The organism is Methylosinus trichosporium OB3b (genome assembly GCF_002752655.1).
GTDB lineage: Bacteria > Pseudomonadota > Alphaproteobacteria > Rhizobiales > Beijerinckiaceae > Methylosinus > Methylosinus trichosporium.
The window spans coordinates 833,659-856,701 of the sequence record NZ_CP023737.1 but is presented as its reverse complement, the minus strand read 5'-3'; the positions used below and the strand labels follow the sequence as shown (position 1 = coordinate 856,701).

At 67.1% G+C, this 23,043-nt stretch carries 28 protein-coding genes and 1 tRNA gene; 27 read left to right on the top strand and 2 right to left on the bottom strand.

Annotated features, from left to right (window positions below; all coding sequences use genetic code 11):
• The first annotated feature begins 69 nt into the window (after positions 1-69).
• The 27 genes from CQW49_RS04090 to CQW49_RS03965 all read left to right on the top strand — a co-directional run bounded on the left by CQW49_RS04090 (position 70) and on the right by CQW49_RS03965 (position 21,744).
• On the top strand, positions 70-567 hold the full coding sequence (locus tag CQW49_RS04090; RefSeq protein ID WP_003610354.1) for a YcgN family cysteine cluster protein: 498 nt from the start codon (positions 70-72) through the stop codon (positions 565-567).
• A 355-nt stretch (positions 568-922) separates the two neighbouring features.
• Positions 923-1,438, top strand: coding sequence for a hypothetical protein (locus CQW49_RS04085; protein WP_003610356.1), 516 nt, complete (start codon positions 923-925; stop codon positions 1,436-1,438).
• Entirely contained in the window at positions 1,392-2,720 is a 1,329-nt protein-coding gene (locus CQW49_RS04080; protein WP_003610359.1) for a DNA-packaging protein, read from the top strand. The genes CQW49_RS04085 and CQW49_RS04080 overlap by 47 nt, the downstream gene beginning before the upstream one ends.
• Positions 2,721-3,010: 290 nt before the next feature.
• The gene (locus CQW49_RS04075) at positions 3,011-4,195 is read left to right on the top strand and encodes a phage portal protein (RefSeq protein ID WP_003610361.1); all 1,185 of its coding nucleotides are present in this window, start codon (positions 3,011-3,013) and stop codon (positions 4,193-4,195) included.
• 48 nt (positions 4,196-4,243) lie between these two features.
• Positions 4,244-4,429 (top strand): hypothetical protein, encoded by a 186-nt coding sequence (locus CQW49_RS04070; RefSeq protein WP_003610363.1) that lies wholly within the window; start codon positions 4,244-4,246, stop codon positions 4,427-4,429.
• Complete coding sequence (locus tag CQW49_RS24335) at positions 4,426-4,581, top strand: hypothetical protein (protein ID WP_155931322.1); 156 nt, start codon at positions 4,426-4,428, stop codon at positions 4,579-4,581. The genes CQW49_RS04070 and CQW49_RS24335 overlap by 4 nt, the downstream gene beginning before the upstream one ends.
• Complete coding sequence (locus CQW49_RS04065) at positions 4,581-5,168, top strand: HK97 family phage prohead protease (RefSeq protein WP_003610367.1); 588 nt, start codon at positions 4,581-4,583, stop codon at positions 5,166-5,168. Before CQW49_RS24335 ends, CQW49_RS04065 begins: the two co-directional genes overlap by 1 nt.
• Positions 5,169-5,219: 51 nt before the next feature.
• Positions 5,220-6,446 (top strand): phage major capsid protein, encoded by a 1,227-nt coding sequence (locus tag CQW49_RS04060; protein ID WP_003610369.1) that lies wholly within the window; start codon positions 5,220-5,222, stop codon positions 6,444-6,446.
• A 62-nt stretch (positions 6,447-6,508) separates the two neighbouring features.
• Positions 6,509-7,090 (top strand): head-tail connector protein, encoded by a 582-nt coding sequence (locus CQW49_RS04055; protein ID WP_003610371.1) that lies wholly within the window; start codon positions 6,509-6,511, stop codon positions 7,088-7,090.
• Complete coding sequence (locus tag CQW49_RS04050; protein ID WP_003610373.1) at positions 7,087-7,416, top strand: phage head closure protein; 330 nt, start codon at positions 7,087-7,089, stop codon at positions 7,414-7,416. The genes CQW49_RS04055 and CQW49_RS04050 overlap by 4 nt, the downstream gene beginning before the upstream one ends.
• 9 nt (positions 7,417-7,425) lie before the next feature.
• Entirely contained in the window at positions 7,426-7,839 is a 414-nt protein-coding gene (locus tag CQW49_RS04045) for a DUF3168 domain-containing protein (RefSeq protein ID WP_003610375.1), read from the top strand.
• Positions 7,840-7,854: 15 nt separating this feature from the next.
• Positions 7,855-8,265 (top strand): phage major tail protein, TP901-1 family, encoded by a 411-nt coding sequence (locus CQW49_RS04040; RefSeq protein ID WP_003610376.1) that lies wholly within the window; start codon positions 7,855-7,857, stop codon positions 8,263-8,265.
• Between the two features lie 8 nt (positions 8,266-8,273).
• Complete coding sequence (locus CQW49_RS04035; RefSeq protein ID WP_003610378.1) at positions 8,274-8,600, top strand: gene transfer agent family protein; 327 nt, start codon at positions 8,274-8,276, stop codon at positions 8,598-8,600.
• Positions 8,601-8,653: 53 nt separating this feature from the next.
• Entirely contained in the window at positions 8,654-8,824 is a 171-nt protein-coding gene (locus tag CQW49_RS26280; RefSeq protein ID WP_003610380.1) for a phage tail assembly chaperone, read from the top strand.
• The gene (locus CQW49_RS04025; RefSeq protein ID WP_003610381.1) at positions 8,821-9,381 is read left to right on the top strand and encodes a phage tail tape measure protein; all 561 of its coding nucleotides are present in this window, start codon (positions 8,821-8,823) and stop codon (positions 9,379-9,381) included. The genes CQW49_RS26280 and CQW49_RS04025 overlap by 4 nt, the downstream gene beginning before the upstream one ends.
• Positions 9,382-9,392: 11 nt before the next feature.
• Positions 9,393-10,034, top strand: coding sequence for a DUF2460 domain-containing protein (locus tag CQW49_RS04020; RefSeq protein ID WP_003610387.1), 642 nt, complete (start codon positions 9,393-9,395; stop codon positions 10,032-10,034).
• 15 nt (positions 10,035-10,049) lie between these two features.
• Entirely contained in the window at positions 10,050-10,937 is an 888-nt protein-coding gene (locus CQW49_RS04015; RefSeq protein ID WP_003610389.1) for a DUF2163 domain-containing protein, read from the top strand.
• A complete protein-coding gene (locus tag CQW49_RS04010; RefSeq protein ID WP_003610392.1) occupies positions 10,934-11,377 on the top strand; it encodes an NlpC/P60 family protein in 444 nt (147 codons plus the stop codon). Before CQW49_RS04015 ends, CQW49_RS04010 begins: the two co-directional genes overlap by 4 nt.
• Positions 11,378-11,386: 9 nt before the next feature.
• Entirely contained in the window at positions 11,387-15,253 is a 3,867-nt protein-coding gene (locus CQW49_RS04005) for a baseplate multidomain protein megatron (protein WP_003610394.1), read from the top strand.
• A gap of 6 nt (positions 15,254-15,259) precedes the next feature.
• Complete coding sequence (locus CQW49_RS04000; protein ID WP_003610396.1) at positions 15,260-17,404, top strand: DUF2793 domain-containing protein; 2,145 nt, start codon at positions 15,260-15,262, stop codon at positions 17,402-17,404.
• 4 nt (positions 17,405-17,408) lie between these two features.
• Complete coding sequence (locus CQW49_RS03995; RefSeq protein ID WP_003610397.1) at positions 17,409-17,972, top strand: DUF4376 domain-containing protein; 564 nt, start codon at positions 17,409-17,411, stop codon at positions 17,970-17,972.
• Positions 17,973-18,060: 88 nt separating this feature from the next.
• Positions 18,061-18,516, top strand: a complete 456-nt coding sequence (locus tag CQW49_RS03990; RefSeq protein ID WP_003610398.1) for a M15 family metallopeptidase — start codon at positions 18,061-18,063, stop codon at positions 18,514-18,516.
• Between the two features lie 71 nt (positions 18,517-18,587).
• Positions 18,588-18,782, top strand: coding sequence for a hypothetical protein (locus CQW49_RS03985; RefSeq protein WP_003610399.1), 195 nt, complete (start codon positions 18,588-18,590; stop codon positions 18,780-18,782).
• Between the two features lie 73 nt (positions 18,783-18,855).
• The gene (locus CQW49_RS03980) at positions 18,856-19,194 is read left to right on the top strand and encodes a PepSY domain-containing protein (RefSeq protein ID WP_003610400.1); all 339 of its coding nucleotides are present in this window, start codon (positions 18,856-18,858) and stop codon (positions 19,192-19,194) included.
• 37 nt (positions 19,195-19,231) lie between these two features.
• Positions 19,232-19,906 carry a response regulator transcription factor gene (locus tag CQW49_RS03975; RefSeq protein ID WP_003610401.1) on the top strand — a complete coding sequence of 225 codons (675 nt, stop codon included), beginning with the start codon at positions 19,232-19,234 and terminating at the stop codon, positions 19,904-19,906.
• Between the two features lie 9 nt (positions 19,907-19,915).
• On the top strand, positions 19,916-21,298 hold the full coding sequence (locus CQW49_RS03970) for a sensor histidine kinase (protein WP_003610402.1): 1,383 nt from the start codon (positions 19,916-19,918) through the stop codon (positions 21,296-21,298).
• Positions 21,299-21,357: 59 nt separating this feature from the next.
• Positions 21,358-21,744 (top strand): hypothetical protein, encoded by a 387-nt coding sequence (locus tag CQW49_RS03965; RefSeq protein ID WP_051418935.1) that lies wholly within the window; start codon positions 21,358-21,360, stop codon positions 21,742-21,744.
• A 51-nt stretch (positions 21,745-21,795) separates the two neighbouring features.
• Here the strand turns inward: CQW49_RS03965 and CQW49_RS03960 are convergent.
• A tRNA-Leu gene (locus tag CQW49_RS03960) sits at positions 21,796-21,881 on the bottom strand.
• Positions 21,882-21,970: 89 nt separating this feature from the next.
• Positions 21,971-23,023 carry an NAD-dependent epimerase/dehydratase family protein gene (locus tag CQW49_RS03955; protein WP_003610404.1) on the bottom strand — a complete coding sequence of 351 codons (1,053 nt, stop codon included), beginning with the start codon at positions 23,021-23,023 and terminating at the stop codon, positions 21,971-21,973.
• Positions 23,024-23,043: the final 20 nt, after the last annotated feature.

Below are 23,043 nucleotides of genomic sequence, written 5' to 3'. Positions count from 1 at the left end.
CCGCTGTCGCTCGCCGACAGAATGAAATAAGAGCGCTGAGCGCCAGGGACGAGGGTCGAGCGTAAGGGAATGACGAGCCGCGGGGACGACGAGACGAAGGAGCCGTTCTGGACATTGCCGCTGGAGCGCCTGACGCGCGCGCAATGGGAGAAGCTCTGCGACGGTTGCGGGCGCTGCTGCCTGGTCAAGCTCGAGGACGAGGACTCGGGCGCGATCCACCACACCAATGTCGGCTGCGACCTGCTCGATCCGGCGAGCGGGCGCTGTCGCGACTATGCGAAGCGCAAGGCCAAGGTTCCGGACTGCGTGCGGCTGAGCGTCACGGCGCTGAAGACCATCTCCTGGCTGCCGCCGACCTGCGCCTATCGCCTGCGCGCCGAGGGCAAGCCGCTGCCCGACTGGCATCCCCTGCTGACCGGCGATCCCGACAGCGTGCATCGCGCCGGCGTCTCGGTGCGCGGCCGCGTGGCGGCGCTGGAAAGCGAGGTCGAAATCGACGATTTGCCGCATTTTATCGTGCTGTGGCCGAAACGCTGGCCGCGGCGGCGGAAGGGTGGGGTGGTGTGAACTGATTATGAAAATAGTCCTTGACTGCGGGACGCTGTTCCTATAGACAAGGGCCATGCTCCAGAATTGCGCTTGGGGGCGGCGGACCAGAGGGCCGGCTCGCAACCACGCTCCTTCTCCCGCATGGCGGAAGAAGGTTGCCCGAGGAAGTCGGGGTGGATGAGGGCGCCGCCGCCCGGAGCATGATCAATCGAGTTCGCGTCGCGGATCCACCGCGCGCACGCCGTAAATCGCGCCTTGCTTTCAGAGCCCTCATCCGACCCCGCTACGCGTGGCTCCCTTCTCCCGCCCTGCGGGAGAAGGGAGCGCCCTATTTTGCGAGCGGTCGGTCGTCCTCGATTCGAACGGAGATCGCATGGCGCGCAGCAGCGCCGCGCCTTCGCGCGCGGACATCGACAAAGCAAAGCTTCTCTATGACGCCGGCGTCGAGCCTCTCGGCAAGCTGCGTGAGATGCTCGGAATGAGCGAGCGTAAATTCCACGCCTTTCGCATCGAGCATGGCTGGCCGATGCGCGCCTCGCCGATCAAGCGCGCCGAAGCGCCCAAAGCCGGCGAGCACGCGAAAAAAAGACCCTCGAAGAGCCTCATCGCGCGGCTCGAGGATGCGGTGGAGCGCGAGTTCGCAAGGGCCGAGACGGCGCTCGAAAGCGGCGGGACGAAGAGCATCGAGCAGAGCGCGCGCGTGCTCGCGAGCCTCGTGCGCAGCCTCGCCGAATTGAAGCGCATGAGCAGCGACGCGTCGCGCGGCGAAGAGGAGGAGCGCAATGGCGCCGAAGCGATCGACGACGAGCCTCCCCGCCAATTGGCCGAGCTCCGAGAGGAGCTTGCTCGCCGCCTCGAGCGCCTCGGCGGCTGCGGGGAGACTGCATGAGCTCATCGCCGGCTTCTCCGCGCGCGAGCTCGCGCTGCTGCTCGCCGACTGGGAGTTTTGCGCACGCGCGGATCAATGGCCGCCTCTGCTGGCGCCGGACGGGCGCCCCTGGCGCGTGTGGATGATCCTCAGCGGACGCGGCGCAGGCAAGACGCGCGCCGGCGCCGAATGGGTGAAGGGAATAGCTCGAGGCCGCCCGCAATTTGCGACGCGTCCGCTGTCGCCGATCGCGCTGATCGGCGAGACGGCGGCCGATGTGCGCGATGTGATGATCGAAGGCGTCTCCGGCATTCTCGCTGCGCATTCGCGCAGCGAGCGGCCGCTATGGGAGTCCTCGCGCCGCCGTCTCACCTTCGACAATGGCGTCGTCGCGCAGGCGTTTTCCGCCGAAGATCCGGAGAGCCTGCGCGGCCCGCAATTCGCCGCCGCCTGGTGCGACGAGCTGGCCAAATGGCGCTATGCCGAGGAGACCTGGGACATGCTTCAATTCGGGCTTCGTCTCGGCGACTGGCCGCGCCAGCTCGTCACCACGACGCCGCGCCCCATGCCTTTGATCAAACGCCTGCTGACCGAAAATGGCGTCGCGGTGACGCGCGCCAAGACCCGCGCCAACGCCGCCAATCTCGCGCCGTCCTTCCTCGAGACGGTGCTGTCGCAATATGGCGGCACGCGATTGGGACGCCAGGAGCTCGACGGCGAGATCGTCGAGCAGCGCGCCGACGCATTATGGACGCGCGACATGCTTGAGCGCGCGCGCATCTTGGCGCCGCCGCCGCTGGAGCGCATCGTTGTCGCCATCGATCCCCCGGCGTCATCGGGCAAGCGCGCCGATCGCTGCGGCATCGTCGCCGTCGGCATTGCGCAGAATATCGTTCATGTGCTCGCGGATGCGACGGTCGAAGCGGCGCGTCCGGCGCAATGGGCGCGCGCGGCGATCGCGCTCTATCACAAGCTCTCCGCCGATGCGCTCGTCGCCGAGGTCAATCAGGGCGGCGAGATGGTGCGCGCCGTCATTCATGAGGCGGATCCGAGCGTGCCGGTGAAGGAGGCGCGCGCGACGCGGGGAAAATATCTGCGCGCGGCGCCGGCGGCGCAGCTCTATGAGCAGGGCAGGGCGCGCCATGTCGGCGCCTTTCCCGCGCTCGAGGACGAAATGTGCGACTTCGGCCCCGACGGACTCTCCTCTGGCCGCAGTCCCGACCGGCTCGACGCGCTGGTCTGGGCGATCACCGCGCTGGCGCTGAGCCCACGCGTCGCGGAGCCGCGGATGCGGCGGATGTGAATGCTCCATCGGCGCCGCTGTTGTCGACTCTCGACGCGCGCTCCTTCTCCCGCTTGTGGGAGAAGGTGGCCCTCGCGTCAGCGAGGGTCGGATGAGGGCGCCTGCAGATCGTCAGGTTCTGCGACGCTTCACTTTTGCATTTCGGGCGTATCGGCGCGGACCCTCATCCGACCCGGCTGCGCCGGGCCACCTTCTCCCGCCGAGCGGGAGAAGGGAACGCCCATGCTTGCGACAGTCGGGAAATTCACTCGTCCACCCTCACGAAATCCCCCTTTTCCAACGGACATCCCATGCCCTCCTTGCTCTCCCGCCTGTTCGGCGCGCGCGCGCCCGAGCAGAAGAATTCGCGCGCCGCAACGCTCGCGCTGCATTCGCTCGGCGCGCCGCAATGGACCGCGCGCAGCAATGTGGCGCTGACGCGCGCCGGCTATGAGCGCAACGCCGTCTGCTATCGCGCCGTGCGCATGATCGCCGAGAGCTGCGCCTCCGTGCCCTGGCTGCTCTATGAAGGGCGTGAGGAAAATCCCGAGCATCCGTTGCTGAGGCTGATCGAGCGGCCCAATCCGAGCGACACCAGCGTCTCCTTCATCGAGGCGCTGTGCTCCAATCTTCTGCTGCATGGCAACGCCTATGTCGAAGGCGCCTTCGTCGATGGACTGCTGCGCGAAATCTATTGCCTGCGGCCCGATCGCATGAGCGTCGTCATCGGGCGCGACGGCTGGCCTGCGGCCTATGTCTATTCCGCAGCGGGTGAGAGCCTGCGCTTCGACATGCGCCATGAGGGCGTCGAGCCGATCCTGCATATCCGGCTGTTCCACCCGCTCGACGACACTTACGGCTTCGCGCCGCTGGCCGCGGCGCAGACGGCGCTCGACACGCATAACGCCGCGAGCTTCTGGAACAAGGCGTTGCTCGACAATTCCGCGCGGCCCTCCGGCGCGCTGGTCTATGCGGGGCCGGATGGCGGACATCTCACCGATGCGCAATTCGACCGATTGAAGCAGGAATTGGAAGAGAATTTTTCCGGCGCCGACAATGCCGGGCGCCCACTCTTGCTCGAGGGCGGACTCGATTGGAAGAGCTTGTCGCTGTCGCCCAAGGACATGGATTTTTCCGAGACGAAAGCCGCCGCCGCTCGCGAGATCGCGCTCGCCTTCGGCGTGCCGCCGCTGCTGCTCGGCCTTCCCGGCGACAATACTTATCGCAATTACGAGGAGGCCAATCGCGCCTTCTGGCGCCAGACGGTGATTCCCCTCGTGCAGCGTTTGCAGAAAGCGTTCTGCGCATGGACGCAGCCCGGCTTCGCGCCGTTCCGGCTCGATTACAACGCCGACCGCATCGACGCGCTGGCGCAAGAGCGCGCGCAGGAATGGAGCCGCATCGGCGCCGCCGCCTTCCTCACCGTGGACGAGCAGCGCGAGGCGGCAGGCTATGGCCCGATGGGCGCGCGCGGACGCGGCGAGCCCGAGAGCTAGCGCAGTTCGCACACGCAGCCGCGCCGTCTTCCCCGTGGAAAGCCCCTCATGAACGAGATCGTCGCCTCAATCATCGAGCGAGGCGATCTCGCTCATCTCGCGCTGTTCCTCTGGGCGAGCGCGGCCACCGCCTTCTCCTTGCGCGCGTTGCGCGAGCTCGGCGCCTCGACGCGCCGGCTCGACGCTTTCGTGCGAGAGCTCGCACGTTTCAACCGACGTCATGGGAGCGAATGATGAGCTTCGTCGCCTTGCCTTCTCGCCTCGGCAAGCGCCGTCCCGCGCGCAAGACTCCGCGGGTCGACGCCGAGATCGTGTTCAAGACTTTCATACGCGTGCTCGCGCGGCTGCGCGCGGCGCCGCGCGCGCCGATCCGGGAGAAAGTCTGATGGAGGCGGCGCGCGAAGCGCGCGCCTTCGCCTTCGCGCCGCTCGAGACCAAGCGCGCGGGACTGCGCGTTTCGGTCGGCGCCGACGGCGCCTTCGAAGGCTATGCGAGCCTCTTCGACATTCGCGACACCTGCGGCGACGTCGTCGCGCCCGGCGCTTTCGCCTCCAGCCTGCGCCGGCGCGGCGCCGCCAACGTGAAGATGTTGTGGCAGCATCGTCCCGAGGAGCCGATAGGCGTCTGGGCGAGCATCGAAGAGGATGCACGCGGCCTGAAGGTGAATGGCCGTCTCGACCGCGCCGTTGCGCGCGCGCGCGAAGCTTTGTCGCTGATCCGCGCCGGCGCGCTCGATGGTCTGTCGATCGGCTTCCGCACGCTACGCGCGACCGAAGAACGGCAAGGCGGCCGACGTCTCATCGAGGTCGATCTCGTCGAGATTTCGATCGTGACCTTTCCCGCGTTGCCACAGGCGCGCATCGGCGCGCCGACGCCGTCGCAAGTCGCAGATGATTTCGGTCGCAAGCTCGCGCAGCTGCGCATGCGCGAGGCCGCGCTCGGCTTCGAGGCCGCGCTGCTGCGCGTGCGCTGATCCGCGCGAGCCTCGAGGCTCGTATGAATCGTCACCAGAAAGAGGTTGTCCATGTCTCTCGAACTCAAATCCGCCGCCAGCGATGACGTGCTCGCCGATCTCAATCGCGCCTTTGTCGCTTTCAAGGACACGAATGAGGAGCGGCTCGCGCAGCTGGAGACGCGGCTCGGCGCCGATGTGGTGACCGAGGAGAAGCTGCAGCGCATCGATCGCGCCATCGATGAAACGAAGCGCCGTCTCGACCGCGTCGCGCTCGATCTCGCGCGGCCGCGGCTCGCCGGCGCGCCGCGCGAGGACGACGCTGCGCGCGAGCACAAATCGGCCTTCGCGCTCTATATGCGCGCCGGCGAATCCGCGGGGCTGAAGGCTCTCGAATCGAAAGCGCTGTCGGCGGGCTCTGGTCCCGACGGCGGCTATCTCGTGCCGACGCCGGCGGAGCAGGAAATCCTGCGCCGTCTCGCGCGGCTGTCGCCGATCCGCGCCATCTCCAGCGTGCGCGAGATTTCCACCGCCTCGCTGCGCAAGGCGCGCGCGACGCAGGGACCGGCGACCGGCTGGGTCGCCGAAACGGCGGCGCGTCCGCAGACGACCAATCAACAGATCGTCGACCTTACGTTTCCGGCGATGGAAATCTACGCCATGCCGGCGGCGACGCAGACTCTGCTCGACGACGCCGCGGTCGACATCGAGCAATGGATCGCCGAAGAGGTGCAGACCGCATTCGCCGAACAGGAAGGAGCGGCCTTCGTCGGCGGTTCGGGCACGGATCGGCCCAAAGGCTTTCTCTCCTACACCACTGTCGCCGATGCGAGCTGGAACTGGGGCAATATCGGCTATATCGCGACCGGCGTCTCGGGCGGCTTCGCGGCGAGCAATCCCTCCGACGCATTGTTCAACCTCGTCTATGCGCTGCGCGCCGGCTATCGTCAGAACGGCAAGTTCGTGATGAACAGGCAGACGCAATCGACGATCCGCAAGTTCAAATCGACCAGTGGCGAATATCTATGGGCGCCGCCGGCGAGCCTCGATGCGTCGGCGACGCTGCTCAACTTCCCTGTGGTCGAAGCCGAGGACATGCCCAATGTCGGCGCCGACAGCCTGTCGGTCGCCTTCGGCGATTTCGTCCGCGGCTATATCGTCGTCGACCGGCTCGGCGTGCGTGTGCTGCGCGATCCCTATTCGGCCAAGCCCTATGTTCTGTTCTACACGACGAAGCGCGTCGGCGGCGGCGTGCAGGATTTCGAGGCGATCAAGCTCATGAAGTTCGGCGTTTCCTGATCACGCTGGCCGCGCGGGCGCGCTCGCGCGGCCTTTTGCATGGCTTCGTTCGGGAGTTTCACATGATGCTCACGCTTCTATCCGGTCCGCAGGTCGAGCCCGTGTCGCTCGCCGAGACCAAAGCCTGGCTGCGCCTCGATGCGAGCGACGAAGATCCGCTCCTTTCCGCGCTGATCGTTTCGGCGCGGATGACGCTCGAGGCCTATACGCGGCGCTTCTTCGTCACGCAGAGCTGGCGCATGAGCTTCGACGCCTGGCCCGCTGCGACGATGCGCCGACGCATCTTGTCGGTTCCGCTCTCGCCGATGCTCGGCGTCTCCGCCATTCGTGTTTTCGACGAAGCCGATGTGGAGACGACGCTCGCATCAGGCATCTATCGCGCAGCGCCGGCGCAGGATCGCGGCCGCATCGTGTTCACTGAGGCGCCGCCGACTCCGAGCCGCTCGAGCGATGGCGTCGAGATCGACGTATTCGCCGGCTATGGCGAAGCGTCGAGCGATACGCCCGAGCCCTTGCGTCGCGCCATGCTCGCGCTGGTCGCGCATTGGCATGAGAACCGAGGCGACGAAGTGGAGGGGCCGACGCGGCTGCCGACGCTCGTCGCCGCTCTTGCGCGCCCCTATCGGCGCGAGCGGCTCGCATGAGCGTCACATCGATCGGCGCGCTGCGGCAGCGCGTGACCCTCGAGGCGCCCATCGACACGGCGGACGATAGCGGCTCGATGACGCGCAGCTATGCGTCGGTCGCGCAAATCTGGGCGAAGCTGACGCCGGCCGCCGGCGAAGCGCGTTTCGTCGCCGAGCGCGAGGAGCAGGCGATCACGGTCGTCGCGCTCATTCGTTGGCGCGCCGATGTGACGAGCCGCATGCGCCTCGTCGTCGGCGCACGGACGTTGCTCATTCATTCTGTCTACGATCCCGATGGGCGACGCCGATTTCTACTGTGTCGCTGCGAGGAGATCGAAATGTGAGGAGAGGATATGAGCGTGTCGCCGGCTGTCGCCTTGCGCAAGGCGATCATCTCGCGTCTCGCGAGCGATACCGCGCTGACCGGGGCGCTCGGCGGCGCAAAGTTCTACGACGAGGCGCCGCGCGCGGCGGAGCCTCCCTATGTGGTCTTCGCGGAGACGCAGACGCGCGACTGGTCGAGCGCGCTGTCGCCTGGCGCCGAGCAATTCTTCGTTCTGTCGGTGATCTCCGTGCAACGCGGCGCGCGCCAGGCGCTCGACCTCGCCGAGCGCATCGTCGCGCTGCTCGACGAGGCGCCGCTCAGTCTCGACGGTCATCATCTCGTCGATCTGCGTCATCTCTCCAGCGCGACGCGGCGCGAGCAGAGCGGCCGCTTCGCGCGCGCCGATCTGCGCTTTCGCGCCACCACCGAAACGCTCGGCTAATCGGGAGCTCATGCAATGTCCGCCCAGAAGGGAAAAGATCTGCTGCTGAAGCTCGATGACGGGAGCGGGACCTTCCTCACCGTCGCCGGTCTGCGCACGCGGCGTTTATCGCTCGCCTCCGACAGCGTCGACGTCACCGACGCGGAGTCGGCGGGGCGCTGGCGCGAGCTGCTGGAAGGCGCGGGCGTCAAGCGCGCGAGCCTCGCCGGAACCGGAATTTTCAAGGACGCCACATCGGATGCGCTGATCCGGCAGCTGTTCTTCGACGGCGTGCTGCGCGCATGGCAGATTATCATTCCATCCTTTGGCAGTATTTCGGGCTTGTTCCAGATCATCAGCCTCGATTATCGCGGCGAGCACGCCTCGGAAATCACCTTCGACATAGCGCTCGAATCGGCGGGCGCGCTCACCTTCGCAGCGATATGAGGAGCCTCATGGCGAATGCGCGACGGGGCGAGGTCGAGGCGACGCTCGACGGCCAAAACTTTTGTCTCTGCCTGACGCTCGGCGCATTGGCGGAGCTCGAGAGCGCGTTCGGCGCGAGCGATCTCGTCTCGTTGGCCGAGCGCTTCGATCAGCGGCGGCTGTCGTCGCGCGATCTGTTGCGCATCATCGCTTGCGGCCTGCGTGGCGGCGGCCATGCGGCGAGCGACGAGGAGGTCGGACGGATGAAGGTCGACGGCGGGCTCGCCGAATATGCGCGCATCGCGGCGGCGCTGATCGCCGCGACCTTCGGCGAAGGCGAGGCGGCAAACCCTTAGCAGCCGCAGGACGCGAGACGCAAAGGCCGCCGCCCTTTCCCTGGGAGCGAGCGATGGCCTTCGGTTTCGGCGTTCTGCGGCTCTCGCCGGCAGCCTTCTGGTCGATGACTCCGCGTGAGCTCGCCGCGGCGGCCAATGGACTCTATGGCCGACGCGCCGTCGCGCCGTCGCGACGAACTTTCGACGAGCTGATGCGCGCCTTTCCGGACGGAGCACGAAGATGACGACGCAATCAGATTTGTTCGCGGATGCTTCGCCCGATCTACAGAAGACGGCGGAGCTGTTGAAGGAAGTCGATGCGGCGGCGGCGTCCGCGTCGAAGACTTTGTCCTCGGGATTCGCGAATGCGATCGTCACCAGAAAGAGCTTCGACGCCACGCTCGCCTCGATCGCGCAATCCTTGGCGAAGCTCGGCGCCAAGGCCGGCGCCGCGTCCTTGACGCAAGGGCCGACGAGCGAGCTCGGCTCGCTGTTGTCGCAATCCTTCGGCTCGAGCAGCGGCTCGCTGCAACTCTTCGCCGATGGCGGCGTCGTCGCCAGTCCGACCTTCTTCGGCGCCGATGGATCGGCGGGCCTGATGGGCGAGCGCGGCGCCGAGGCGATCATGCCGCTCGCGCGCGGGGCCGACGGACAGCTCGGCGTGAAAATGCAGGGAGAGCAAACGCCGCTCGCCGTCACGGTGAACATCGCCGCGCAGGATGTCGATAGCTTTCGCCGTTCTGAGGGGCAGATCACCGCGGCGCTGGCGCGCGCGGTGGCGCGGGGACGACGAAATCTGTAGGGGAGGCGACATTGGCCGGCTTTCATGAAGCGCTGTTTCCGCTCGACGTGTCGTTGCAGGGCCGCGGCGGACCGGAACGGCGCACCGACATCGTCGCGCTCGGCTCCAATCGCGAGGCGCGCAACGCACGCTGGGCGCATTCGCGGCGGCGCTATGAGGCGGGCTATGGCGTCAAATCGCTGGCGCAGCTCGCTGCGGTGATCGACTTCTTCGAGGAGCGGCGCGGACGCCTCTATGGGTTTCGCTGGCGTGATCGCGCCGATCATTCCTCGGCGGCGCCGGGCGTGGCGCTCTCGCCGTTGGATCAGACGATCGGCGTCGGCGACGGCGCGACGGCGAGCTTTCAGCTCGTCAAGCGCTATGGCGCGAGCTTCGCGCCCTATTCGCGCACCATCGTCAAACCTATCGAAGCGAGCTTGCGCATCGCCGTCGCCGGCGTCGAGAAGATCAAGGACACGCATTTTGGCTGCGACGCCGCGACGGGAGTGGTGACTTTCGTTCCTGCGGAGCTGCCTGCGAGCGGCGCGGCGGTGACCGCTGGATTCCTGTTCGACGTGCCGGTGCGCTTCGACGCCGATTATCTCGAGATCGACATCTCTTCTTTCGAGGCGGGAGACATCCCGCGCATTCCGATCATCGAGATCAGCCTTTGAAGCTCGGAGCCGCTCATGCGCGCAGTTTCACCGTCGATGCAGGCGAAGCTCGACCGTTCCGCCTCTACATTCTGCAGTTGCTGGCGCCTCGCGCGCAAGGATGGAACGGTGATGGGCTTCACCGATCATGATCGTGATCTCGCTTTCGGCGACGTCGTCTATCGCGCCGACTCCGGGCTCTCGGCGACGCAGGCCGAGGCGAGCCTCGGCCTTTCCGTCGGCAGCGGCGAGGCGCTCGGCGCGCTGCGGTCGGACGGGCTCAGCGAAGCGGATCTGTTCAATGGACTCTATGACGGCGCCAGCGTCGAGATTTGGCTCGTCGACTGGAGCGAGGTGGAGGACCGGCTACTGATCGACGTGGCGACGATCGGCGAGGTGACGCGCAGCGAATTCGCTTTTTCCGCTGAGCTTCGCTCGCTCGCTCATCTGTTCGATCAGCCGCGCGGGGATTCGTTTCAGCGAAGCTGCTCGGCCGATCTCGGCGATGCGCGCTGCAAGGTCGATTTGTCGGCTTCCGCTTTTCGCGCGTCAGGCGTCGTGCTCGGCACAGCGAGCGACGCGGTCACAGCGAGTCTCTCGCAGGATTTCGACGACGGGTTTTTCACGGGAGGGCGCTTGACCTTCACCAGCGGCGCCAATGCAGGCGCGCGCGCGAGGGTCAAATCCCATCGCCGCGCCGCTCATGTCCATCTGACGCTGTGGTCGCCGCTCGCCGCTGCGATCTCACCGGGGGATGCATTCGATATTGTAGCCGGCTGCGACAAGAGGGCCGAGACGTGCCGGATGAAATTCGACAATCTTATCAATTTTCGCGGCTTCCCGCATATGCCGGGCAATGATCTCGTGATCGGCTATCCGAGCTCCGCGGCGCCGGCGATGGATGGCGGGAGCCTTTTTCGATGAGCGCCGAGGCGCTGTCGCGCGCGGCGATCGTCGCCGAGGCGCGGCGCTGGGTCGGCACGCCCTATCGGCATCAGGCGTCGCTCATTCATGTGGGGTGCGATTGCCTCGGCCTCGTGCGCGGCGTATGGCGCGCGCTTATCGGGCCCGAGCCGGAGGAGCCGCCGCCCTATACGCCAGATTGGGCGGAGACGAGGGGCGAGGAGACACTCGCGCTCGCTGCGCATCGGCATTTCATCGCCGTGGACGCGCGTGCATTCTGCGCCGGCGACGTGCTGTTGTTTCGCTTTCGCGACGGCGCGCCGGCCAAGCATCTCGGCATTGCGACCGACGCGGCGCACATGGTCCACGCTCATGGCGGCGCCTGTGTGGCCGAGGCGCCGATCGGCCTCTGGCGGCGACGTGTCGTCGCGGCTTTTGCTTTTCCCGGCGTGAGCGACTGAGAGGATGAAATGGCGACGCTGCTGCTGCAATCGGTCGGTGCTCTCGTCGCGCCGGTGGGCTCTCTCTTGGGCAATGTCGCCGGCGCGGCGGCCGGCGCCGTGGCGGGCGCGCTCGTCGACTCTGCGCTCACGCCCAATGTCACCCGCTATGCGGTCGGTCCGCGACTCAAATCCATGGATGGAATCGCTTCCACCGAGGGCGCGGCGATTCCGCGAATCTATGGTCGCGCGCGCATTGGCGGTCAGCTGATTTGGGCGACGCGCTTTCTCGAGCAGACGAGCGCGTCGGTCGACAGCTCGAGCAATAGCGGCAAGGGCGGCGGCGGGCGCGTCGAGACCGTCGATGTGACCTATTCCTATTTCTCCAATTTCGCCATCGGCCTGTGCGAAGGGCCGATCGCCTTCGTGCGCCGGGTGTTCGCCGATGGCAATGAGCTCGACATGACGAGCCTGCCGATGCGGATCTACAGAGGCGACGAAGAGCAGCTCGCCGATCCGCTGATCGTCGCCAAGGAGGGGGCGGAACATGCGCCGGCCTATCGCGGGCTCGCCTATGTGGTGTTCGAGCAATTGCCGCTCGCCGCCTTCGGCAATCGCATTCCGCAGCTGACGTTCGAGGTGGTGAAGCCGGTCGCGGGCGTCGGCGAGATGATCCGCGGCGTCGACATTATTCCCGGCGCCACCGAGGCCGGCTATCAACCGACATTGCAGCTCGATTTCTTCACGCCGGGTGAGACTAGCGCAGAAAATCGTCATCAGCTGACAGCGTCGACCGATTGGGCGGCGTCGATGGACGCCCTGCAGGCGCTCTGTCCCAATCTCGAGAGCGTCGCGCTCGTCGTCGCCTGGTTCGGCGATGATCTGCGCGCCGGCGAGTGCACGATCACGCCGCGCGTCGATGCGACGTTCAAGACGATCGGCGAGTTCGATTACATCGTCGGCGGCTCCTGGCCGCCGGATTGGTCGGTCGCGGGATTGGATCGGGCGGGCGCGCGACTGGTGTCGCTGATCGATGGACGCGCGGCCTATGGCGGCACGCCGAGCGACGCTTCGGTGCGCGCCGCTATCGCCGATCTGCGAGAGCGCGGGCTGTTCGTCACTTTCTATCCGTTCGTGATGATGGATGTGGCGGCGGAAAATGCGCTCGTCGATCCCCATACGGGCGCAGCGCCGCAGCCGGCCTTTCCCTGGCGGGGGCGCATCACTTGTGATCCGGCGCCGGGACGCAGTGGAACGGTCGATGGAACCAGCGCGGCGGCGACACAGGTCGACGCGTTCTTCGCGCATTATCGCAGCTTCATTCTCCATTACGCGAATCTGTGCGTCGCGGCTGGCGGGGTCGACGCTTTTCTCATCGGCTCCGAGCTGGTCGAGCTGACGCGCGTTCGTTCGGTTGGCGGAGCCTATCCGGCGGTCGCGGCGTTGCAGACGCTCGCCGCGGATGTGCGCGCGATCGTCGGGACGACGACGAAGATTTCCTATTCGGCGGACTGGACCGAATATGGCGTTCATGTTCCAGCTCCTGGGGAAGCGCGCTTTCCGCTGGATTCTCTTTGGGCGTCCTCGGCGATCGACTTCGTCGGCGTCGATGTCTATTGGCCCTTGTCGGATTGGCGCGATGGCGCCGAGCATCTCGATGCTTCGATCGCGTCTAGCGTCTTTGATGTCAATTATCTCGGCGCTCGCGTTTCCTCCGGCGAGGGTTTCGATTGGTTCTATGCGAGCGGAGAAGATCGCGAGGCGCAGCTGCGCACGCCGATCACCGATGAGCTCGGCAAGGCGTGGATGTTCCGCCAGAAGGATCTCTTGTCCTGGTGGAGCAATGCGCATGTCGAGCGCATGGGCGGAGTGGAGCTGGGGGCGCCGACGGCCTGGACGCCACGCGGCAAGCCGATCTGGATCATTGAGACAGGTTGTCCCGCCGTCGACCGCGGCGCCAATGCGCCGAATGTGTTTCCGGATACGCATTCGTCCGAGGGCGGCATTCCCTATTTCTCGCGCGGCGGACGCGATGATCTGATGCAGGCGCGCTTCATCGAGGCGATGCTGACGCATTATGATCCGGAGGCGCCGGGCGGCGACGCGCGCAATCCGCTGTCGCCGATCTATGGCGGGCGCATGGTCGATGCGTCGCGGCTGCATGTCTGGTGCTGGGACGCGCGACCATTTCCGGCGTTTCCGGCGTGCAGCGACGTTTGGGCCGACGCGGCGAATTGGGAGACGGGACATTGGCTGAATGGGCGTCTCGACGGCGTGCCGCTCGATCGATTGGTGGGCGCCTTGGCGGGGGCGGAGACGGAGATCGTGACGGCGTGTCCGGCGATCCACGGCTTTCTCGACGGCTATGTGCTCGACGCGACGATGTCGCCGCGCGACGCGATCGAGCCATTGGCGGATCTCTTCGGTTTTGATGCGGTCGTCTCGGCGGGAGCGATGCGCTTCGTCGCGCGGGCGGGAACGCCTGCGCGTGAGATCGGCGCCGATGATCTCGTCGCGCAGAAGGATGGACGTCTGATCGATCTGCGGCGCGCTCAGGAGAGCGAGCTGCCGCATGAGATCGCATTGTCGTTTTGCGATTCGGAGTTCGACTATCGCACTGGATGCGTGCTGTCGCGGCGGCTCGAGGGCTATTCGTCGCGGCGCAGCGAGACGCAGGCGGCGGTGATGATGGGAAGGTCCAATGCGCAGCGGCTCGCCGACTCCTGGCTCGAAAGCCTCTGGGCCAGCCGTGAGACGGCGAGCTTCGCGGTGCGGCCCGGGCTCGTCGCGCTCGAGCCGGGTGATGTCGTCGCGCTCGCTGCGGCGCCGGGTCGGCTGTTCCAGATCACGCGCGTCACCGATGGCGCGGAACGGGCGATCGAGGCGCGCGCCGTCGAGCCTAGCGTCTATGATCTCGCGGCGCGCGCGGTTGCGCGGCCGGCGCTGACGCCGCCGGCTTCGATCGGGCCGCCTCTGGTCGTCGTGCTCGATCTCGCGCTGGCGCGGGCGGAGACGTCGCCGCTCTCTCATGTCGCGGCGTTCGCCGATCCATGGCCCGGCGCGCTCGCCGTGCTGCGCAAGGTCGGCGGCTCCTTCGAGAGCGTGGGCGTTATCGAGAAGCGCGCGACGATCGGCGTGACGCTGGACGCGCTCGCGCCGGGGCCAACAGGGCGCTTCGATCGCGGGGCGGGCGTCACTGTGCGATTGTTTTCCGGCGCGCTCGCTTCGGTGAGCGATGCGAGCGCTTTCGCTCTGCGCTCGGCGATGGCGATCCGCGGCGCCGATGGCGCATGGGAGGTGTTCGCCTTCACGAGCGCCGAGCTCGTCGCGGAGAGAACCTATCGGCTCTCGCATCTGCTGCGGGGGATCGGCGGCGAGGATGCGCTGGCGGCGCGTAGCGTGGCGGCGGGCGCGATGGTCGTGCTGCTCGACGATGCGGTCGTTTCGCTCGCGAGCGATATCGCCGAAATCGGTGCGTCGCGCATCTATCGGATCGGGCCGGTGGGACGTGATCTCGGCGATCCGACCTTTGTCGAAGCGAGCGTTGCGGCGACGCGCAAGGCCCTGCAGCCCTACGCGCCGACGCATGCGCGCGCGCGGCGCGGGGAAGCAGGCGTGACGATTTCGTTCATGAGGCGCGGGCGCCTCGACGCCGACGCTTGGGAGGCGGTGGACATTCCGCTCGGGGAGGCGAGCGAAGCCTATGAGATGGACATCGCTCTGTCGGGCGGGGGCGTGCGCACGCTCGCCGGGACGACGACGGCGCTTCTTTATTCGGCGAGCGCCGAGATCGCGGATTTCGGCGCGCCGCAGACGAGCCTGGACTGCCAAATTTTTCAGATCAGCGCGCGTGTGGGACGCGGTTTCCCGCTCGCGGCGGTTCTCGACATCGAGTGACCTCTCATGACGCAGACGACCCATCTCGCTTTGCCCTATATCGACGCGGCGCAGGCGCAAAAGCATGTGACGCATAATGAAGCGCTGCAAATTCTCGACGTGCTGACGCAGCTCTCGGTGATCGCGCGCGCCGCCGCCGCCCCGCCGGCTTCTCCCGCGGAGGGCGATCGCTATATCGTCGGCGCCAGCGCGTCAGGCGCCTTTGCGGGGAAGAGCGGCATGGTCGCCGCCTGGCTCGCCGGCGGTTGGAGTTTCTTTACGCCGCGCGCTGGTTGGCTCGCTCATATCGACGGCGAGGGATTGTCCGTCGTCTTCGACGGATCGGCTTGGGTCGAGCTCGGCTCGGCGCTCGGACCGGTGCAGAATGTCAGCCTGCTCGGCGTCGGCGCTACAGCGGATGCGGTCAATCGCCTCGCGGTGACGTCCAACGCCGCGCTTTTCGCCGCGAAGACGACGGCGGCGGGCGGATCGGGCGATTTGCGCGTCGCCTTCGAGAAAGAAGCGGCGGCGTCGACAGTCTCGCATCTCTTCCAGACGGGTTTTTCGGCACGGGCGGAGATCGGACTCATCGGCTCCGACGATCTGCGCGTGAAAGTGTCGGCGGACGGCGCGTCGTGGAAGACCGGGCTCGAGATCGACAGGACCTCGGGCCGGATCGCTTTTCCGAGCGGCGCCGGCGATGGCGCGCCCGCCGGCTTTCGCAACCGGCTGCGCAATGCGCGTTTCGAGATCAACAATTGGCGTATTCCCGCGACGGCGACGCTCGCCGCCGGCGCGCCCGGCCATGACGGGCTGCGCGCCGGCGCTTCGGGCGCGACCTATTCGTGGTCGCGCTCCGGCGTCGATGTGATGTTGACGATCTCGGCTGGCTCGATCGTGCTGCCGATCGACGCGGCGTTGATCGAAGGCGGCGCCTATGTCCTCTCCCATGCCGGAACCGCACAGGCGCGCGTGTGGCAGACGAGCCCGTCGGGCGCCTTCGCCAATGCGCCCGCCACGGGTCTCGTGGTCACGGGCTTGGCCGCGGGCGCGCCGACGGCGGTCGAGTTCTCGACCGGGACCGTGCTGCGTCCACAGCTCGAGCCCGGGATTTATGCGACGCCGTTCGAGCGACGCCCGCGCGCGGTCGAGCTGGCGCTGTGCCATCGTCGCAACGCGGCGCTGTTGACGCGGGCGAATGCGACGCAGAGAAGCTGGGTGACCGGCAACGCCTGGCTCGCCTCGACGAGCGCAGCGGATAATCAGTGGTATTTCGTCTGCTGGTCGCCGGAGCTCGGGCTCTTCTGCGCGATCGCGACGAATGGAAGCGGCAATCGGGTGATGACCAGCGCCGATGGAGTGAGCTGGGCCGTCCGATCGAGCGCCGCGGACAACAGCTGGCGAAGCGTCTGCTGGTCGCCGGAGCTCGGACTCTTTTGCGCGGTCGCCTCGGACGGAACCGGCAATCGAGTGATGTCCTCGCCGGATGGAGCAAGCTGGACGATCCGCGCGAGCGCGGCCGACAATCAATGGCTTTCGGTGTGCTGGTCGCCGGAGCTCGGGCTCTTCTGCGCGGTCGCGTCGAGTGGAAGCGGCAATCGGGTGATGACCAGCGCCGACGGAGTGAGCTGGACTCTCCGATCGAGCGCCGCGGACAACAGCTGGCGATGCGTCTGCTGGTCGCCGGAGCTTGGACTGTTCTGCGCCGTCGCGACCGACGGAAGCGGCAACCGGGTCATGACCTCGCCGAACGGAATCATCTGGACCGCGCGCGCCAGCGCCGCGGACAATCAGTGGTTTTCGGTGTGCTGGTCTCCAGAGGTCGGGCTCTTCTGCGCAATTGCCAACAGTGGCGCCGGCAATCGCGTGATGACCAGCGCCGATGGGGTGAGCTGGACCATTCGCGCGAGCGCCGCGGACAACAGTTGGCGAGGCGTCTGCTGGTCGCCGGAGCTCGGCCTCTTCTGCGCCGTCGCGACCGACGGAAGCGGCAATCGCGTGATGACGTCGCCGGACGGCGTCGCCTGGACGCTCCGGACGAGCGCCGCGGACAATCAATGGCTCTCCCTCTGCTGGTCGCCGGAGCTCGGGTTGTTTTGCGCCATCGCCACCACCGGTTCAGGCAATCGCGCGATGACGTCGAAATCGGCTTTCAGCTCTGTCTACAGGTGATGATATGGCGACTCGTGAATTGGGCGCGCAGGTGTTTCTCGCGGGGTCATCCGGGACCGCGACGATCGTCGAGATCGCGGAGGCGAGCGTGGACGAGCCGACTTGCCGCGTCGCCTATGCGGAGGGCGGCGAGGGATGGTGGCCGCAATCCTCTCTGTTTGCGACCGAGGAGGAGCGGCGTGTCGCCGAAGCGCCGCAGCTCGCCGACAGAAAGGCGCGCTCGCTCGCAGCGCTCGCGGAGCGGCGGCGGCGGGCCGAGACGAGCGGCGTCGTGATCGGCGGCATGGGCTTTTCCACCGATGTGGAGTCGCAGGCGAAATTGACCGCGGTCGTCGTCGCCTCAGTGCTCGACAATGAATATGCGGTGCGCTGGAAATTGTCCGACGGCTCCTTCGCGTCTCTCGATCATGCAGCGCTGATCGCCGCGGCGCAGGGCGTGCGCGCCCATGTGCAGGCGTGCTTCGATCGCGAGGCGGCGCTCGTGCAGGACATCGCCGCGGCCGCCGATCTCGATGCGCTGGCGGCGATCGACATCGCGAGTGGCTGGCCGGACGCGCAGACGCTCTGATCCATCCTTTTCGCTGGCTTCTTTCACGCGCCGCGTCTCGCCGCGGCGCGCGCTTCGTCGTGTCTTTTGCGAGGAGAAAGGAAATCTCATGTCGGAAGCCGAACTCGTCGCTGCGAGACCTTCGCGCGGCTTTGCCCTCGAGAGCGCCTCCGAGGCGAAGCTCGTCGGCGTTCATCCCGATCTCGTGCGAGTCGTGCGGCGCGCGGCGACGCTGTGCGAGCAGAAGTTCGTGGTCTTCGAGGGCGTGCGCTCGCTGGAACGAGAGCGCTCGCTGATCGCGCGCGGCAAGACGGCGCTGAAAAATCCGTTCCGCTGCCGGCATGTGCCGACGAAGGACGCCAGGCACGGACTCGTCGCCCATGCTGTCGATCTCGTCCCCATCGTCGACGGACGGCCGCAATGGCTGTGGCCGCAGATCTATCCGATCGCCCGCGCGATGAAGGCGGCGGCTCTTTCCGAACATGTGACGGTCGAGTGGGGCGGCGATTGGCGGACCTTCAAGGACGGTCCGCATTTCCAGCTGCCCTGGTCGCTCTATCCGTGACGTTTTTTTCGCGGGCGAGCGCGCCCGCGCCGCGCCGGGCGGCCTCCCGGCGAAACAGCGAGGATGAAGATATGCAATTGTCATATTCCGCCGCCTGGAAATGGCTCGCCGCCCGCATGGCGGAGCCGAGCACCTGGGCGGGAACCGGCGTCGTCGCCGCACTGGCGCACTCCATCGCGCCGGGTGTGCTCGGCGACAGTCTGATCACGCTCGGCGCGGCGATCGGCGGCGTTCTCGCCGTGGTGGTGCCGGAGCGGCGCGGCTGACAAGGCGAGCGGCGGCGCCGCCGCGTCGCCGCTGTCCCCGCGTTCACGCATCGTTCAGACGGGGCTCGTCATAGTGGCGGATGTGAAGATACGCGCCCCGTCCCCGTTCTGGCCTCGGCTCGCCGCCGCTTTCGCCTTCGCCGCTCCCGTCGCGGCCCGCGGCGAGGGGGCGGAGTTTCAATGCTTTCCCATGGCGGAGACGCGCCATCTGATCGCCGACCGCCGTCTCGCCGATCCCTTCGCCTCGATGCAGGCGGCGAGCTCGGCCGCCCATGCCGAGCCGATCGCCGCCAAGCTGTGCCGCGACCGTGACGCGCTGGTCTATGAGATCAGCATGTTGCGGCGCGACGGGCGCGTCTTGCGAATTTATCTCGACGCGACGAACGGGCAGCCGCATCCTGGTCACAAATGACGGTGACAAGAATGCGATTCGAGCGGGGGAGGGGGCGTTGCGTCTGCTGGTCGTCGAGGACGACAAGGATTTGAACCGTCAGCTCGTCACCGCGCTGGAGCAGGCGGGCTATGCCGTCGACCGCGCCTTCGACGGCGACGAGGGGCATTTTCTCGGCGACACCGAGCCCTATGACGCGGTGGTGCTCGACATCGGCCTGCCCAAGAAGGACGGCGTCAGCGTGCTGGAGCAATGGCGCAAGGCCGGGCGGACCATGCCCGTGCTGATCCTGACCGCGCGCGACCGCTGGAGCGACAAGGTGCAGGGCTTCGACGCCGGCGCCGATGATTATGTCGCCAAGCCTTTCCATATGGAGGAGCTGCTGGCGCGTATGCGCGCGCTGCTGCGGCGAGCCGCCGGCCATGCCACCAGCGAGATCGTCTGCGGGCCGGTGCGGCTCGACACCAAGGCCGGCCGCGTCGTCGTCGACGGGAATGCGGTCAAGCTGACCTCCCATGAATATCGGCTGCTCGCCTATCTGATGCATCACAACGGCCGCGTCGTCTCGCGCGGCGAAATCGTCGAGCATCTCTACGATCAGGATTTCGACCGGGACTCGAACACGGTCGAGGTGTTCGTCGGGCGCCTGCGCAAGAAGCTCGGCGTCGATGTGATTCAGACGGTGCGGGGCCTCGGCTATATGGCGGCGCCGCCCTTGGCCGGCGGACGCTGACGCGCGCCAATGCGCTGGCTGCGCTTTTCCGGCCGGTCGATCGCGGCGCGGCTGTTCCTGACGGCGGCGGCGCTGAGCTCCGCCGTGCTGATGCTCGCGGGGCTCGCGCTCACCGAATATTACCGGACGACGGCTGAGGATGTGTTCGAGCAGCGGCTCGACGTGTATCTGCGCGCCATCGTCGCCGATGTCTCCGAATCGGGTGAAGAGGGCCGCACCGGTCCCGGTCAGCTCGGCGATCCACATTTCGAGCTGGCGCGCTCGGGCTGGTATTGGCAGATCACGCGGCTCGACGACGAGGCGCACGAGATCAAGGCCTCGCGTTCGCTGTTCGCGGCGCGCCTGCCCAAGCTCTCCGATCTGCATGTGCCCGCCGAGACCGGCGGCATGCGGCGCGGCGTCGCCATGGGTCCGGACGGGCGCATGCTGCGCATCGTCGAGCGCGTCATCGATGTCGGCGACATCGGCGTCTATCTGGTGCAGGTGGCGGCGACCACCGAAGAGACCGAGAGCCAGATCGCGCGCTTTCGCTGGTCGCTGATCGTCGCCTTCTCGCTGCTCGCCATCGCGCTGGCGCTCGGCTCCGCCTTTCAGGTGCGCTTCGGCCTCTTGCCTCTGCGTTTGCTGCAGGGCGAATTGTCGACCATCCGCCGCGGCGAGCGCGCGCGCATCGAGGGCGCCTATCCGACCGAGATCGCGCCGCTCGCCGACGAGCTCAATCTGATGATCGCCGCCAATCGCGACATCGTCGAGCGCTCGCGCACGCAGGTCGGCAATCTCGCCCATGCGTTGAAGACGCCGCTCAGCGTCATCATCAACGAGGCGGACGCCGCGCCGTCGCCGCTGGCGGGCAAGGTGAGCGAGCAGGCGAAGGTGATGCGCGACCAGATCGCCTTTTATCTCGAGCGGGCGCGGGCGGCGGCGCGCGCCGGCGCCATCGGCGCGACGACCGAGGTCGCGCCGGTGGTCGAGGCGCTGCTGCGCGTCTTCGCCAAGATTTATGGCGAACGCGGCGTCGCCTTCGCCGGCGGCGCGCCGGCGGGCTGGCGCTTTCTCGGAGAACGGCAGGATTTCGAGGAGATCGTCGGTAATCTGCTCGACAATGCGGGCAAATGGGCGACCGGCGCGGTGCGCCTCGAGGTCGCGCTCGAGAGCGGGGCGGCGGGGCGCAGCGTGCTGGTCGTCACCATAGACGACGACGGGCCGGGCCTCGCGCCGCATCTGCGCGAGCGCGCCATGGCGCGGGGGCAGAGGCTCGACGAGACGCGGCCCGGCTCGGGCCTCGGCCTGTCGATCGTCACCGAGCTCGCCGCCGATTACGGCGGCTCGCTGCGCCTCGGCGAGAGCCCGCTCGGAGGCTTGCGGGCGCAGGCGCGGCTCCCGGGGCTTTGACAGAGCGCCCGCCTCGAGCCATGACCAAATTGCGGATGCACATGAAGGGGAAAGCGTCCATGCGGTCGATCGGCGGTTGCTTCTTGGTCTTCGGCTTCTTCGCGGCGCTCGGCGGCTGCAACAGCTCCGCGCCCGAGGCGGCGAAAATCGTGGCCGCCGCGCCCGAGCCTCCTGCGCCGGGAGTCATCGGCTCGGCGGTCGGCCGCGAGCTCGGCGCGGCAGATCGCGCGATGGCGATCGCGGCTCAGCAGGAGGCGGTGAATTCCGGCGAGCGCAGGAGCTGGCGCGGCGCGCATGGCGCCTATGGTTTCGTCGAGCCCGCGGCGGAGAATGGCGTCGGCGGCTGCCGTGACTACACGCATAAGGTGTTCATCGACGGGCGCCCGCAGCAGGCGAAGGGGCAGGCGTGCAAGCGGCCGGACGGGAGCTGGCGCGTCACGGGGTGATGTCGCCCAATTCGATGCGTCCGAGAGCGTTCAGGCTCGCTGCTCGTCTAATGGTGCGGACGGCGGGGATCGAACCCGCATGGGCATGGCCCGAGGGATTTTAAGTCCCTTGCGTCTACCAGTTCCGCCACGTCCGCATCGGGGAGGCTTGCGACCGGTCCGCCCCCTCTTCGTTCGTCTGATAGCGCAGCGTTGCTTCCGCAGCAAATCCGCGCGGCGCGCCGGTTCAGCTCACCCATTTCAGCAGGCGAATGACGCCCATGCGCGCGGCTTGCTTATGGGCGGAGACGTCGCGGCGCGATTGGATGGCGGCGCGGTGCTGCTCGAAATAGCGATAGGCGAGCCAGAGCATATCGGCGTTCGACAGAGTGGGGCGCCATTGCAGCGCGGCTTTGATCTTCGACGTGTCGAAGACGAAGTCCTCGGCGATCATCCGATATTGATAGGGGCCGAGAGGGGAAACTCCGAGCGTATGGGCGAGCCGCATCGCAAACAGCGTCGCGCGGCGCGGCAATGAGGCGACTCGCGCCCTGGTGCCGGCTCTCGCGATCACCGAGCCGTAGACCTCACGGAACGTCTCCACATTGTCCGAGCCGATGTTGAAGACCTCCGAGCCCGGATAGTCGGCCGCGGCGATGCAGGCGGCGATCAAATCCTGGGCGTAGATGAACTGATAGCGGTTGCGTCCGCCGCCCACCACCCAGACCTTGCGGCCCTCGGCGATGAACTCGAACAATATGGCGAGGAGCCCCAGCCGTCCCTCGTCGATGATGGTCGGGCAGCGAATCGAGACGACGTTCAAGCGATCCGCATAGCCTGCCAGAATCTTCTCTCCCTCCCATTTGGACTTGCCGTAGATTTCGACGGGCGCGGGCTCGTCGTCCTCGCGCACGGGACGGCCCATATTTTCGGCCCAGAGGCAGTTCGACGAGAGAAAGACGAGCGCGCGTACGCCGTGCCGCGCCGCGGCTTCGGCGACATTGCGGGTGCCGTCGACATTGGACTCCCAGAGAAAGGTCTTGTCCTCGACCGCATGGGCGAGCATGGCGGCGCAATGGTAGATGGTCTTGAAGCGGCGCTCGGCGCAGAGCCTGTCGAGCATGGCGGCGTCGCGAATGTCGCCCTCTATCGCGGTCAGACGCTCATGCCGCTTGTCGCAGCGTTGCAAGTCCACCACGACGCAATGCTCGCCTTCGGCGATGAGACGCTCGACCAGCAGGGAGCCGAAGAAGCCGGCTCCGCCGGTGATCAAAACGGGGGCGTCAATGGTCTTCGACACGGGATTTGCTCTCCTCTTTA